General features: G+C 33.7%; 18 protein-coding genes. 11 read left to right on the top strand and 7 right to left on the bottom strand.

The features are described 5' to 3' along the window. Nucleotides 1-70: 70 nt before the first annotated feature. Nucleotides 71-1684 carry a DEAD/DEAH box helicase gene (locus NEH75_RS08170; RefSeq protein ID WP_055244570.1) on the bottom strand — a complete coding sequence of 538 codons (1614 nt, stop codon included), beginning with the start codon at nucleotides 1682-1684 and terminating at the stop codon, nucleotides 71-73. A gap of 546 nt (nucleotides 1685-2230) precedes the next feature. Here NEH75_RS08170 and NEH75_RS08175 point away from each other — a divergent pair. The 5 genes from NEH75_RS08175 (at nucleotide 2231) to NEH75_RS08195 (ending at nucleotide 6444) form a co-directional block, all read left to right on the top strand. Continuing rightward, complete coding sequence (locus NEH75_RS08175) at nucleotides 2231-3814, top strand: ABC-F family ATP-binding cassette domain-containing protein (RefSeq protein ID WP_055244572.1); 1584 nt, start codon at nucleotides 2231-2233, stop codon at nucleotides 3812-3814. Nucleotides 3815-4156: 342 nt separating this feature from the next. Beyond that, the gene (locus NEH75_RS08180; protein ID WP_212723711.1) at nucleotides 4157-4591 is read left to right on the top strand and encodes a GNAT family N-acetyltransferase; all 435 of its coding nucleotides are present in this window, start codon (nucleotides 4157-4159) and stop codon (nucleotides 4589-4591) included. Nucleotides 4592-4864: 273 nt separating this feature from the next. Beyond that, entirely contained in the window at nucleotides 4865-5566 is a 702-nt protein-coding gene (locus NEH75_RS08185) for a hypothetical protein (RefSeq protein ID WP_262948761.1), read from the top strand. A gap of 14 nt (nucleotides 5567-5580) precedes the next feature. Next, a complete protein-coding gene (locus NEH75_RS08190) occupies nucleotides 5581-6051 on the top strand; it encodes a copper amine oxidase N-terminal domain-containing protein (RefSeq protein ID WP_262948763.1) in 471 nt (156 codons plus the stop codon). Nucleotides 6052-6141: 90 nt separating this feature from the next. Beyond that, the gene (locus NEH75_RS08195; RefSeq protein ID WP_262948765.1) at nucleotides 6142-6444 is read left to right on the top strand and encodes a hypothetical protein; all 303 of its coding nucleotides are present in this window, start codon (nucleotides 6142-6144) and stop codon (nucleotides 6442-6444) included. Nucleotides 6445-6483: 39 nt separating this feature from the next. Here the strand turns inward: NEH75_RS08195 and NEH75_RS08200 are convergent, their stop codons facing one another. Genes NEH75_RS08200 through NEH75_RS08210 form a run of 3 tightly spaced genes read right to left on the bottom strand, consistent with a single transcriptional unit; the run spans nucleotide 6484 to nucleotide 7932 of the window. After that, complete coding sequence (locus NEH75_RS08200) at nucleotides 6484-7410, bottom strand: CPBP family intramembrane glutamic endopeptidase (RefSeq protein WP_262948767.1); 927 nt, start codon at nucleotides 7408-7410, stop codon at nucleotides 6484-6486. Between the two features lie 47 nt (nucleotides 7411-7457). After that, the gene (locus tag NEH75_RS08205; RefSeq protein WP_156343957.1) at nucleotides 7458-7616 is read right to left on the bottom strand and encodes a hypothetical protein; all 159 of its coding nucleotides are present in this window, start codon (nucleotides 7614-7616) and stop codon (nucleotides 7458-7460) included. Between the two features lies 1 nt (nucleotide 7617). After that, nucleotides 7618-7932 (bottom strand): YbjQ family protein, encoded by a 315-nt coding sequence (locus NEH75_RS08210; protein WP_055244581.1) that lies wholly within the window; start codon nucleotides 7930-7932, stop codon nucleotides 7618-7620. Nucleotides 7933-8233: 301 nt separating this feature from the next. Here NEH75_RS08210 and NEH75_RS08215 point away from each other — a divergent pair, with 301 nt between their 5' ends. After that, nucleotides 8234-8419 carry a (2Fe-2S)-binding protein gene (locus NEH75_RS08215; RefSeq protein ID WP_055244583.1) on the top strand — a complete coding sequence of 62 codons (186 nt, stop codon included), beginning with the start codon at nucleotides 8234-8236 and terminating at the stop codon, nucleotides 8417-8419. A 158-nt stretch (nucleotides 8420-8577) separates the two neighbouring features. On the opposite strand, the gene NEH75_RS08220 is transcribed toward NEH75_RS08215, so the two are convergent. After that, a complete protein-coding gene (locus NEH75_RS08220) occupies nucleotides 8578-8790 on the bottom strand; it encodes a zinc ribbon domain-containing protein (protein WP_262948768.1) in 213 nt (70 codons plus the stop codon). A gap of 374 nt (nucleotides 8791-9164) precedes the next feature. Here NEH75_RS08220 and NEH75_RS08225 point away from each other — a divergent pair, with 374 nt between their 5' ends. From NEH75_RS08225 to NEH75_RS08245, 5 genes are all read left to right on the top strand, one after another. After that, complete coding sequence (locus NEH75_RS08225; RefSeq protein ID WP_055244587.1) at nucleotides 9165-9893, top strand: YebC/PmpR family DNA-binding transcriptional regulator; 729 nt, start codon at nucleotides 9165-9167, stop codon at nucleotides 9891-9893. A gap of 261 nt (nucleotides 9894-10154) precedes the next feature. Continuing rightward, on the top strand, nucleotides 10155-10535 hold the full coding sequence (locus NEH75_RS08230) for a hypothetical protein (protein WP_055277608.1): 381 nt from the start codon (nucleotides 10155-10157) through the stop codon (nucleotides 10533-10535). 142 nt (nucleotides 10536-10677) lie between these two features. Next, nucleotides 10678-10800: a lysophospholipase gene (locus tag NEH75_RS08235; RefSeq protein WP_262948770.1), complete on the top strand. Its 123-nt coding sequence runs from the start codon at nucleotides 10678-10680 to the stop codon at nucleotides 10798-10800. 438 nt (nucleotides 10801-11238) lie between these two features. Next, on the top strand, nucleotides 11239-12132 hold the full coding sequence (locus NEH75_RS08240; RefSeq protein ID WP_055244591.1) for an ABC transporter ATP-binding protein: 894 nt from the start codon (nucleotides 11239-11241) through the stop codon (nucleotides 12130-12132). Further along, nucleotides 12129-12926 carry an ABC transporter permease gene (locus NEH75_RS08245; protein WP_055244593.1) on the top strand — a complete coding sequence of 266 codons (798 nt, stop codon included), beginning with the start codon at nucleotides 12129-12131 and terminating at the stop codon, nucleotides 12924-12926. Before NEH75_RS08240 ends, NEH75_RS08245 begins: the two co-directional genes overlap by 4 nt. 39 nt (nucleotides 12927-12965) lie before the next feature. On the opposite strand, the gene NEH75_RS08250 is transcribed toward NEH75_RS08245, so the two are convergent. After that, a complete protein-coding gene (locus NEH75_RS08250; protein ID WP_237252747.1) occupies nucleotides 12966-13250 on the bottom strand; it encodes a hypothetical protein in 285 nt (94 codons plus the stop codon). 336 nt (nucleotides 13251-13586) lie between these two features. Further along, the gene (locus NEH75_RS08255; protein ID WP_055304497.1) at nucleotides 13587-14198 is read right to left on the bottom strand and encodes a hypothetical protein; all 612 of its coding nucleotides are present in this window, start codon (nucleotides 14196-14198) and stop codon (nucleotides 13587-13589) included. Between the last annotated feature and the right edge of the window lie 87 nt (nucleotides 14199-14285).

A 14285-nucleotide genomic window follows, 5' to 3' on the forward strand; every position in this document is an offset into this window, starting at 1 on the left:
TAATATTATACCACAGGAAAAAGCCTCCATAACACGTTATGAAGGCTTTTTTTACACATTATTCTTACAATTATCTACCTTTTGGAGCTGTTGCACCTGGTGCAGTTTTTTCAGCACGAACTGGTTTACCGTTAATTAATTTAGAGTTTAATTTACGGATAATTGCATTTGCATGTGCTTTATCTACATTAATGAATGAGAATTTTTTATAAACATCGATATCTCCGATTGCACGAGCTGGGATATCTGATTTTTTCGTTAACATTCCAACGAAGTCTTTAGCTTTAACTTTTTGTTTAGATCCAACGTTTACGAATAAACGAACTTCGTTTTTACGCATACCTTTAGATTTATTGTTTGATGTCACTTCTTCGATATGTGCGTACTCTTTCGTACTTTGACCAATGTTCATACGTAATAATCCTGCAGCAACTTGCTCTAAGCTGTATCCTTTTTCTAAGATTGCAGCGATTAATTCGTTTTCTTTTGTAAAGTCTTGTCCTTCTAAGTTAGCAATCACATCTTCGATAACGTTGCTTGAACGTTTTTCTTGGATTTGCTCAACTGTTGGGATAGGCATTTTAGACATTTTTGTTTTTGTATAGTCTTCAATACGACGGATACGGAACATATCTTTTCCGAATACGAATGTAATTGATAATCCAGTCATACCGGCACGACCTGTACGTCCGATACGGTGTACATAGTTTTCTTCATTTAAAGGAATATCGTAGTTGAATACTGCTTCAACGTTGCTTACGTCGATTCCACGAGCCGCGATATCAGTTGCTACTAAGATATTAACATTTTTACGACGGAAGCTATTCATAACGCGGTCACGTTGAGCTTGTTTTAAATCTCCGTGTAACCCTTCAGTTACGTATCCCTCTTCTTGTAATTTAGAAACTAATTCATCAACTTCACGTTTAGTGTTTGTGAACACGATTGATGAAGTTAATCCCATCATATCGATGCAACGAATCATTGCATGAACGCGGTCTTGACGTTTTACTTCAACGAAGTATTGGTCGATTTTTTTGTTTGATAATTCTTCTGAAACAACTTTAACGATTTCAGGAGATTTTTGATAAGTTTTAGCGATGTTCATGATTTCACGAGCCATTGTCGCTGAGAACATAACTGTTTGACGAGATTCAGGAGTTTTTTCTAAGATTTCTTCGATATCATCTTTGAATCCCATGTTTAACATTTCATCAGCTTCATCTAAAACTAACATTTTTAAGTTTTCTAATTTTAAAGTTCCACGGCGCATGTGGTCCATAACACGTCCTGGCGTACCAACAACGATTTGAACACCTTTTTTAAGCGCGCGGATTTGAGGATCGTATGATTGTCCTCCATAGATTGATAAAATATGAACGTCACGCATATTGCGAGCGAACTTTTTAGATTCTTCATGAACTTGGACAGCTAATTCACGAGTTGGACATAATACTAATGCTTGAACGTTGCGATTCTTAGGATCGATTTTCTCAAGGATTGGTAACATGAATGCAGCAGTTTTTCCTGTTCCTGTTTGTGCTTGTCCGATAATATCTTTTCCAGATAATACAACTGGGATTGCCTCTGCTTGGATTGGTGATGGTTTAACGTAACCAATTTCTTCAATTGCCTTTAAAATTGCAGGCGATAAAGCAAGATCTTTAAATGTAATTTCAGTCATTCTTTGCTTCCTTTCTATTTAAACACAAAAAAACGTAAATGAACCAACGATCACTTACGATAGTGTATGTTTTTACGAAGTGTCCACTTATTATACAATAATTTTTTTTCATTTGCAATACGAGTCAGATGATGTTATCGCTTCCGCTACGCCTATTCTATTTAAGTCTACACAAATGTATACCCAATGTGAATTCTATAGATGGATGTGCTCTAATTCAAGCCAAATTAGCTTTATTAGCATCCAGTTCTGCTCGTCTTAACGGATGATTTGTTAACTTTTAGCCAACCATTAATTCTTATTGTCTGGTTCGAGCCCCTACGTTATTTCTGTGTCCCAATTTAAACATTTTTATCAACTTTATTATGAACGAATTTATCTCTTAATTTTCATTGATAAAAAAGAAAAATGAGTTATTTTTTCCCATTTAGATTCAAGTGATCATCTCAACTGCTGTTAATGAATGGGCATGGCTAATCATTCATGTAATAAAGATGAAAAATATGATATAATGTTTCAAGATAAATTACACGGAGGTGTTGTTACATGCTTACAGTCTCTAATGTCGGTTTACGATATGGTGATAAAAAGTTATTCGAAGAAGTTAACTTAAAATTCACTCCTGGAAACTGCTACGGTGTTATCGGAGCAAATGGAGCTGGAAAATCTACTTTTTTAAAAATCTTAGCAGGTGAAATTGAACCTAATACAGGACACGTAAGTTATCCAAAAGATTTACGTATGTCAGTTTTAAAACAGGATCATTATCAATATGATGAATTACCAGTTTTAGAAACTGTTATCCGCGGAAATGAACGTTTATTCCAAATCACTGAAGAGAAAAATGCATTATACATGAAGCCTGACTTCAATGAGGAAGATGGAATTCGTGCAGCTGAACTTGAAGGTGAATTCGCTGAATTAAACGGATGGGAAGCTGAATCTGATGCGGCTGCTTTATTACAAGGATTAGGAATCCCAACTGAATTACACGATAAATTAATGAAAGATTTAACAGGGGCCGAAAAGGTCAAAGTTTTATTAGCTCAAGCTTTATTCGGAAATCCTGATATTTTAGTTCTTGATGAGCCTACCAACCACTTAGATATCCAATCAATCAACTGGTTAGAAGAGTTCTTAATCAACTTTGAAGGGACAGTTATCGTTGTATCCCATGACCGTCACTTCTTAAACAAGGTGTGTACACACATCTGTGATGTTGACTTTGGAAAAATCAAATTATTCGTTGGTAACTACGACTTCTGGTACGAATCAAGTCAATTATTAAACCGTATGGCTAAAGAAGCTAACAAGAAAAAAGAAGAACAAATTAAAGAATTACAAGATTTCATCGCTCGTTTCTCGGCTAATGCCTCTAAATCTAAACAAGCGACATCTCGTAAAAAATTATTAGATAAAATCAAATTAGAAGACTTAGAGCCATCAAGTCGTCGCTATCCATACGTTGGATTCAAACCTGAACGTGAAGTTGGAAATGATATCTTAATGGTTGAAGGGTTAACAAAAACAGTGGATGGAGTTAAAGTGTTAGATAACGTTAGCTTCATGGTTCGTAAAGACGATAAAATTGCATTCATCGGAGACGAAATTGCTGTTACAACCTTATTCAAAATCTTAAATGGAGAAATGGAAGCAGATAGTGGAACATTCAAGTTCGGTGTTACAATCAAAACTGCTTACTTCCCAAAAGATAACTCAGAATTCTTTAACGGTTCTGAATTATCACTAGTTGACTGGTTACGTCAATATTCTGATGACCAAACAGAAAGCTACGTTCGTGGATTCTTAGGACGCATGTTATTCTCTGGTGAAGAAGCCCTTAAAAAAGCTTCAGTTTTATCAGGGGGAGAAAAAGTACGTTGTATGTTATCACGCATGATGTTAGCAAATGCCAACGTTTTAATGCTTGATCAACCAACTAACCACTTAGACCTTGAGTCAATCACAGCACTTAATAACGGATTAAAAGACTTCACAAGCAACGTCTTATTCGCATCACATGACCACCAATTCATCCAAACAATTGCTAACCGTATTATCGACATCAAAGAAGACGGTTCAATCGTTGACAAACAAACAACATACGATGAATATTTAGCTTTAGCATAAAAAGCTGAGAGATGCGCTTAACTCGGCGTAAAAGTGGAGCCCCCATTCTAACTAAAAGTTAGGTTTCCACCACTGATGAGGTGATATTGCCTATCGTTCGGTAGGAGACTTTATAGAGCAGTTGCGCCTCGAAGCTAGATTCGGGCATGACGCTCATTTCTAAGCTTTTATATACTTAACCACGTACATTTTTGTACGTGGTTTTTTATTTTTTCATCATTTTGATGACAGATAGAGTCAAATACTCAAAGTTTATCACTAGTTTTGCGATGCCGTATAAATGCCTACGCTCCTGATTATAATGAATATACCAAGGATAATCGTTTATAAGGGGGAGCAAAAATGATTACACTAAGACCTATTTCAAAAGATAATTTCTGGGACTGCATAGATTTAGCGGTCCATCCCGAACAACAAAGCTTTGTCACTTCAAATGCTATTTCAATTGCCCAGTCTAAGGTACAGCCTGAATGTATCCCACTAGCCATCTATCATGAGGATGTGATGGTAGGATTCGTCATGTATTGCCTTGATACTGACGATGATGAGTATTGGATTTATCGCCTGATGATTGATCAACACTATCAAAATCAAGGATTTGGTACTGAAGCTCTCCACCAAGTGATTGAACTCATCAAAAATGATAAAACTCGTCACCAAATCTTTTTAGGTGTTCATATTGAAAGTGAATCTGCAATCCATCTCTATAAACAAGTAGGATTCGAATTTAATGGACAAATTTTTGGTCAAGAACATGTGATGGTACTAAATTACTAATTATCTTCATTTCTAATCTTATTTAACAATCTGTCTCTTCATTAAATTCATCTTCCTATCCTACTATAAAGTACTATTTGACTAACTTAGCATTTAAAACATCATCTCATCACGGCTGAATGAATTAATAAACTTCAATAAAATAGGGAAACAGTGATGAAGTTGTTTCCTTATTTTGTTATTTTCATTGTATTTTCCTTTTTTTTCATCTAAAATGATTACTGAATCACTTATTTTGGGGAATTTTTAAAATGATGAAAATGGAGGAGTTTTATGCAGCGTAATATTTCAAAGAAGCCAATTATTATTTTAGGTAGTTTATTGACTCTATTAATAGTGGTTACCATCATTTATGGTATTTTATCAGCTAAAAATAAAGAACTAAAACTCGAACAATTAATCGACACATCTTATGAAGTCTTAGATGTTCGTCGTCATAAAAAAGAAAAAACCTATGAGGTTGATATTCAAGCTGAGCTCTCGTATGCTGATAATATTTTATTAGCCAATAAATTATTAAAAGAACTTGAACAATATGATCAAACAAATGCCGTCAAGTTAAACATGAACGTTTATCAACAAAAACCAACAAAAACGACAAAAGATTCAGTTGATTTCACCGATCAAGCATATCGCTATACCATTGAAACAAATGGTTCTTACATTTATCAATACGAGCCACTCCATACAGCGAATTTAACTAACGATTTATTATTCTCAACTGAATGGGAGATTAAAGATTCACAGCTATCTAAAAATGAACTCACTTTCAGTGCCATCTTACCGAAAACATTATCACCAGAAGAAGTGACATCACTATTAAATGAGTTAGCCGATGAAATGATTCGTTACAATTTTAAAAATACCGAAAAAGCTTCGGCCACGATTCAATCAGAAATTAGTGATACAGAAACTTATTACTATTTATCTGAGCAGCCAAATTATTTAATTTATAAAACACGTTTAATCGGTTAAGGGGGAACTCAGTTATGAAATATCCAATCATTTTTTTATTTTCGCTTTTACCAGCTTTCTTAACAAGTAACCAAGAAACATTAAAGCCAATTAATATTCCTGTCGATATTCATGAAGATTTTGCATCATTAGATGACATCATGGCTACTTTAGAAGGAAGTGTGACTTTAGATGAAGAAACAGATACTTATACATACAGAATTCAAGGTCAAGAAATTAAACTAAATCTTAACTACGGATATAGCGAGGTGAATGGCGAAAATGAGGCTTTATTCATAGAAATTGACAAAGAAACAAATTTAATGACGATTAAATGGGTAACACCTCAGCTCATTGATGATGAAATTTATGTTCCTATTCAATATATCGAGCGAGTATTGGATGCAACTTATACAGACCATGCCTTTACCATTCAAGTCAAAGAAACCGTTGTTGAAGAAGAGGACTCTGACGAAGAAGAACTTATCCGAGAAGTCACTCCTTAAGATGAGCAAGAAATACCGAAGCCATCCAATACATCAAAACCAAATCAAATCGAGCAAAAGCCAACTCAAACTCCTAATAATCCGAACGATGTGGAACAAAAACCAACCCCTCCTATACAAACAGAAGATGAGCAACCGAGTGATGAACCTACTCAAACTCCTATTCAACCTGAATCAAAACCTGAAGAAGAACCTAAGCCACCTGTAGAGGAAGATAAAGAGGAATCTGAAGATCCACAACCACCAATTGATGACTCAGAAGATTTTAACCCCCTCCCTCCAATCAATCATCCAGCTGATTCCGAAAAAGAGGAAGAGTCTGAGTCAGAGAATTCAAATGAAGATTTAATGTTATCTGATCAAGTCTCTCAGTCAGAACAGGTTGATAACTAAATTATAAAAAAGGCAAAATGGAATTTCCATTTTGCCTTTTTATGTTGTTATAATAGTCAGAATAATTACGACAAAGCTAATGACGAGGTAACCAATCATCCCTCCATTACCAAAAATGGTTTGAACTAATCGATGGCGATGAATATAATAGGTTCCTGAATTCAGATTGATTTTTTTCATCAGTTTAATTAACCCAACAATTCCTACAACAAGAATCGTAAAAACGACTCCTATGGCTAACGCAATTCGTATCACTTCTGTACCATCACCTAATATAGCTGGCATAATAACGGCGCTCATCCCATTAATAAAGATATGTAAAATGATAGCATACTGAACCCGATTAGTTTTTAATGTGACATAGGCAAAAATAGCTCCTAAAGCTGTGGCATAAAAAACTTGAGATAAATTTCCGTGATACACTCCAAAGGTAACTGCTGAAACTAAAATAGCCACTTTATCACCATATAATTTGATTTTATCGATTAGAATTTTCCTAAATAGGATTTCTTCAATAATAGGGGATAAAATGACACCACAAATAAATAATCCGATTGAAGACGTCCCAACAACGAGATTTTCTCCAACATTTGTAATAAAATTTCCTTTTAAAGATTCAATGGCTGCCATTAATAATAGGGTGAATAAATTAAAGACATATGCCAATGTGTAAGCTATACATCCATATTCAATGAGATCAAAAAGTTTTAGTTTCTGTAAACCGTCCATTGAAATACTCGGTAAATCTTTAACCATCCAACAAAATAAAGGAAATCCAATTAAATAAAAACCAATCACTATTAATATCCAAGTGAGCCATTGTGATTGTAACCAAGGAGAGTCCATGGTTTTTAAAATCGCGATTATAGCCAATTGAATCCCATTAACTACTAGAAAACTAATCGCCAGTGAAAATCCGATTCGACTAAATACTTCTTTAGGTTGTAATTCCAATTTCAAATTCATCTCCCTTCCCTCCAAAATAAAAACTAGAGAGATTCTCTAGTTTTCGTTTAATAGTCCTTATAATCTTTGAATTTTTCTTTTTCAGTTTTTCGTTCTCGTTGTCGTTCTGTAACCTTTGCGATGAGTAAGCCAATTACAACTAGAATTCCACTCAGATAAAAAAGTAATATCCCACCAATAATCATGTTTACCCATATCGTCATCACCTTATTTCACCACCACGGCTGTTCCATAGGCCACCATCTCTGCTGCTCCAGCCATGACAGCAGATGACATTAATCGAACCCCTACAATCGCATTTGCTCCAATACTTTGTGCCTCATCTGCCATTCGTCCAAATGCAATTTGACGAGCTTCGATGAGCATCTCATTATAGCCGTTGAGTTCTCCACCAACAATTGTCTTAAGTGAAGCACTGATATCCTTTCCAATATGCTTAGAACGTACCGTACTTCCTTTGACTAGTCCCTTAACTTCAACAATCTCTTTCCCTGGAATTGAATCTGTTGTCACAATCAACATTTTGATTCCTCCCTCCGCTATCTATTAAAGTATATGACGAATTTATCCTACTTATGTCTAATAAAAATCCATCCCCCCTAGGATTCAAAATGTATAGTTATTCTCAATCAAGCTTCCTTTGATTTTAATAGAACCTGTGGATAACTAAATCACGAAATCCATCACCTTATTAAGTCATTGCTCCTGATTAGATAAAAAAACTTCTATTATATTTTTATATCCAACCTTAAAAAGCAATCAGCTTGTTTGAAACCATGACTTCAGATAAAATGGAAACATAAAGAAAAAAGGAGGAAGTATAATGGATTTAAATCAAAAAATTTGCTACTGCTTCAATGTAACAGTTGGAGATATTAAAAAAGAAATTGAATCAGGTTCAACAACATTACAAGAAATTCAATCAGAAACAAAAGCAGGAACGGCTTGTAAAGGATGCGTTAAACGTCTACAAGAAACAATTGATGCTTTATTAGCAGAAAAAGCTTAATCGTATAAGATTAGAGGAGGTCTAAATTTAGACCTCCTCTTTCTCATATTAAAAAATGTTAAATAGCCTAGATAATTACTCACTTTAACTAGCTCAGGGAATACAAACTATTCAAGCATATCACCTATAAGTAATAAACTTCATATCTTTATTTCCTATTATCCTCCAATTAAGAAATCGAAGATATTTTCTAAATCAATTGTTGTTCCTTTATACATTTCTGTATACTTACATTTCGTACAAGTAATAGTCGTAAATCTGCGATTTTGTACATCAAACAATTTAGAAATTCCACTACCTGTGGCACAAAATTCATCTACTTCATAACCGTTATTTTCACATTTGGGACAAACATACTTTTCAATCTTCATAACCTCACCTCATTTAGTAAAAAATAATCTACTCATTATCAATATTAGTTATACATTATATGAAAAAAAAGAACTTGAATATGATGATTATTTCTTTTAGATACACAGAACAATTTATATTAATCTAGATAAAAACTTTTATAAAAGAATAGTTTTCTTTCATAGACGTATCTATAAAGTCTAACTTCAGATTATCATATTTTAATTCACTAAGATGTCAATTTATGTCTAATATTGCATTTTTCAGGGATGAGAAGTCCATAATTCGGATAAAACTTGAAAAGATAGGAGTGAGAGGAGTATAATAAATAAATGTATAGTTAGTATTCTGACAATCGTCATTTAATAAAAATTACAATTAGGAGTGATACCCAATGGGTCGTAAGTGGAATAACATTAAATACGGTAAAGCTGCAAAAGATGCCGCTCGTTCAAAAGTTTTAGCTCGTTTCGGAAAAGAAATTTACATGGCAGCTAAAAATGGTGATCCAGATCCAGCCTTAAACCGTAACTTAGCTTCTGTTATTGACCGTGCTAAAGTTGCAGGGGTTAACCGTGAAATCATTGACCGCGCAATCAATAAAGCAAAAGGTGGTTCAGATGAGAACTACGATTTCATCCGTTATGAAGGATATGGACCAAATGGTTCTGCCGTTATCGTTGATACATTAACAGACAACGTAAACCGTACAGTTGCTGAAGTTCGTTCAGCTTTCAATAAAAATGGTGGAAAAATCGGTGTAAGTGGTGCCGTAGCATTCATGTTCGAAGCAACTGCATTATTCGGATTCAATGGAAACTCTGCTGATGAAATCTTAGAAGGATTAATGGAAGCAGACGTAGACGTTCGTGACGTTGAAGAAGAAGATGGAGAAATCACAGTATACGCTGATCAAGATCAATTCCATGCCGTACAAACAGCATTAAATGAAATGGGAATCACTGAATTCGAAGTTGCTGAATTAACAATGTTACCAACATCAACAGTAGAATTAGAAGGTGACGCATTAGCTAAATTCTTAAAATTATTAGACGTTTTAGAAGACTTAGACGATGTACAACAAGTACACCACAACGTAGAATTACCAGAAGAAGAAGAATAAAAGGTTGCCCTAAAGGATAACAATATCTAAATTCTAACGAATTAGATATTCTAAAAAGTTGCAGGTAACTCGAAGCTAGATTGGGGCACTTTTTCCTACTCTAGTCTTCTCTGTACCACGTACGTAGTACGTGGTATTTTTATTTTAAAATTAAGAGGATAGAAAAATCTCCTCATATCTCATCAGATGAAGGATGATAATAACAATAAAGTACGTATTTACGCTATTTATTATTTTCTCTACTGAAAGGAAGTTTACCAAATGGAAATTAAAACGAAACATAAGAAGTTCAAAAGCTTTACAGACTTATATAGCTTTATGGTTGATGGGCATTTAGAAGAAATCAGTGTCACTATGAAATACCCAGATGGAACTAAAAGTAATGGAATTATGCCAATTGATATGGTTTTATCATTCAAATGTATTGAAGATATCAAGTCATTAGATAAAGAATTAAAAGAGTTAGCGACTAAGCATAATGAAGATATTAATAAGGTTAGAGAAATTGCTGAAACTTATAATGAAATGAATCATTTTGATGATGAAGAAGGCGAGATTCAATCTCAACTAGAAAATATCGAATCAAGCAATGAATTAAAACAAATCATTCAACAATTAGTGAATGAACGTCTACAAGCTTAATCACTTATTTTAAATAATGTTCTAAAACAGCTTCTAATTAGAAGCTGTTTTTTTAATTTCTATTATAAACAGATAAGTATTCTACCTCTCAAGTAGAAAATAAAAAAGACTGATATGTTTTACCTATCAAGGCAGCGGGATAGTGGGGCATTCTATGGGAGGAGCCATTGCGACGTACTATGTTTTAAAATATAATGCTCATAGTGTTTCAAAACTTGTTCTTCTAGGCGCTGCTATTCTAGCTTGGATTAAATCTACCGAGTAGAATTATGACTATACGAAGAATTCATTGCTCAACGCTTGAACAACCGACCTAAATTTATTCAATTAGTTCGTAATCTTTTCTTCTATCAATACACAACCTGTGAAACAGTTGTCTGATTCACTAATTTATGTTTGAAAGCAGCGGGATGGTCTACTGCTAAATCTTTAATGGCTTTACGCGATGAACAATTATTTAATGACCTATCCAATATCAAAATTCAAAACTCATCTCGCTCACTGAAAGTGGACACGCTGCATTTTTTGAAGAAAAAGATAAAGTTTCTAAAGCCATTGTCAAATTTGCAACCTCATAAAAAAAGGGACATCCCTTCTTTTTTAATCTTTAGTATTCTTTATCAGCAGATAGTTGACCGATAGGACTAATCCTCCTATAATACTGATATATTGAAAAATAAGGAATTTATCAGGGGGAAATTTTATGACTACAAATGTCATCGAAATTAGACAATTAACGAAAGATTATGGTAATAATCGCGGAATTTTTGATGTCTCATTATCAGTTAAGAAAGGCGAAGTGTTTGGATTTTTAGGCCCTAATGGAGCAGGTAAATCTACAACGATTCGACATTTAATGGGGTTTATTCAAGCCGATCAAGGAAGTTGCCAAATCAATGGACTTGATTGTTTAAGAGATCATGCCCGTATTCAACAAGCACTTGGCTATCTTCCAGGTGAAATAGCCTTCATGGATGATATAACAGGCCTTGAATTTATTAAATTTATGGCAAAAATGAAAGGAATGACTGATTTAACCAAAGCGTATGAATTAATGGAGCGCTTCGAGCTCAATCCACAGGGGAAAATAAAAAAAATGTCTAAAGGAATGAAGCAAAAAATCGGGATTATTTGTGCCTTTATGCATGACCCTGAACTGTTAATTTTAGATGAGCCAAGCAGCGGGTTAGATCCACTGATGCAAAATCGTTTTATTGAATTAGTTTTAGAAGAAAAGCAACGTGGAAAAACGATTTTTATGTCCTCTCATATTTTTGAAGAAATTGAACGCACCTGTGACCGAACAGCGATGATTAAAGATGGACGTCTCATTTCAATTGAAGAACTTCAAACGTTAAAGGCTTCTAAACATAAAACTTATCAAATCACATTTGCCACACAAGAACTAGTGGAACAATTTATGGATGAGGGCTTTGAATGTAAACAAGTAGAATCAAACGTCATCAAAGTTGTACCCCGAAATAATCTAAACTATTTATTAGCTACCTTAAGTCGCTATGATATTATCGATTTAGATATAACCAAACCAACACTTGAAGAATTATTCTTACATTTTTACGGAGGGGATGAGTCATGAATTTAGCGTTATTTAAGCGTGAAATCAAATCAAACTATAAAGTGTTTATTATTATTTTTGCTGTCCTTTTAATGTATACCAGTGTAGTTACTAGTTTATTTGACCCTAATCTTGGGTCGATTCTAGAACAATTTTCTCAAACAATGCCTGAACTGATGAGTGCTTTTGGGATGACGAGTCCCGGTTCAACGCTTATTGAATTTTTATCATCTTATTTATACGGCTTTATTTATCTCGTCTTCCCACTCATTTTTGAAATCATTGTTGCGAATAAGTTGGTTGCCCGCTACGTCGATCGCGGATCAATGGCCTACTTATTATCCACACCCGTGAGTCGAAAAACCATTATTATGACACAAATTTCGGTTCTGTGGATAACTTTAGCTGCTTTAATTTGCTTGATGACGCTTGCTCAAATCATTGTTTCTCACTTGATGTTCCCAGGTGATTTAGATGTTTCTCGTCTGATTTACATGAATATTGGATTATATTGTCTTCATTTAGCGATAAGTGGTATCTGTTTCTTTGGTTCTTGTATTAGTAATGAAATGAAAAACTCTTATCTAATCGGGGCTGGAATCCCAATTCTTTTTATTCTCATTCAAATGCTCTCAAACATTAGTGATAAACTCGACTCACTTAAATATGTCACTTTATTAACCTTATTCCCAGCCCAAGAGATTGCTAGCCATGAAACGAATGGTCTTTTCCAAGCTGGGATTCTACTGCTAATCGCTACTCTCCTTTATTCACTTGGTGCCTATCTCTTTACTAAGCGCGATTTACCTCTTTAAAATTTAAAAGGTCTCACCAATCGGTGAGACCTTTTTTCATCAATCATTTTCATCCTCTCGTTGACGTTCAATAAATCCATACATTCCATCATTTAATTCAATGGTTAGCTGACCATCATTCGAAACAAAATAATATCCATAAGGCTTACAATCTTCTGAGTATTTAATCGTTCCTAAGACATTCGTTGTATCTTGTTGACTAATGGTAAAAACATCTCCATCATTTAATGTCGTTAAAACTTCTCCTAAATCAGCATAACAATTAAATTTCTTCGTTTTTTCATCAAAAATAATTTGCACATACATATTATGTGTTGCCATCATATCAACCCTTCCTAGTATTACAATTACTCTTAGTTTGGATAGATTCTTCTTTTTAATGTGTCATTTTTCTTTCAAATATCGACTTTTTTAATCATATGGGATTGATTTTAACACCTGATGCTAAGTTTCTCATTCCATGTGACACAAATTTAAAGTAAGAATTCAACTAATCAAAGCCTTTAGCTTGCTTATAGCATACTAAAGTGCTTATAATAAGCTCAAAAGCAATAGGGGGGATGTCTCATGAATCAGTTTAATTTTTACGCTGTGTTTTAAAATAGTGTTGATAATTAAATTTAAGAAAAAAGAGTCTTTCAATAAAATGAAAAACTCTTTTTATTTTCCTAAAGAATTACGTTTGAGATAGGGTTTATCCCTAAGTTGCTTAAAAAGAAATATTTCAGCAAAAAATACAAAGTAAAAAAAATAAGACATAAACCTCAAGTCATTTAAAAAATAAGAGAACGTAAAAATCAAAATGGGAGTAGTAGATAGTTTTTTACTTTTAAACAGATTTGTTGAGCAACTAATCCCCATCAAAAATAAAAGTACACCGTAAAGAAAATTGTAAAAAGTATTCTCTGTATCAAGTAGAGTACTATCATCTCCCAAAATAATCAGAAAACCGAAAAATATTAACAGTGTAATACCCAAAAAAATATTCATTACCCAGAAAGTGCGAGATAGTGGAGTCTTACTTTTTAAAGATTCAAAAAAGATATAGATTAAACAAGGGAAAATAATATACAAATCAAAGTAATATAACAATCCTAAAATTGGTAGTAGCAAGAACAAGATGATAAAAGCCCCTTCTTGCGATGATGGTTCAAACCTTAATATTTCTAATGATGGGAATAATAGATTAAAAATAGAGATAAGTGCTGGTATAGATGCTAATAACGGTAAAACTACAGAAAATTCTTTATTAAAAACAGTTTTTAGCTTCATAAATTTTCTCCTATCAAAATTCGATTTATAAGGAGTATTATACCTTTATTACCATAAAAACTCAACACAAGCTATTGGTAACTCGTT

It is taken from the genome of Turicibacter sp. T129 (genome assembly GCF_025594975.1).
In the GTDB taxonomy this organism is placed as follows: Bacteria; Bacillota_I; Bacilli_A; order MOL361; family Turicibacteraceae; genus Turicibacter; species Turicibacter bilis.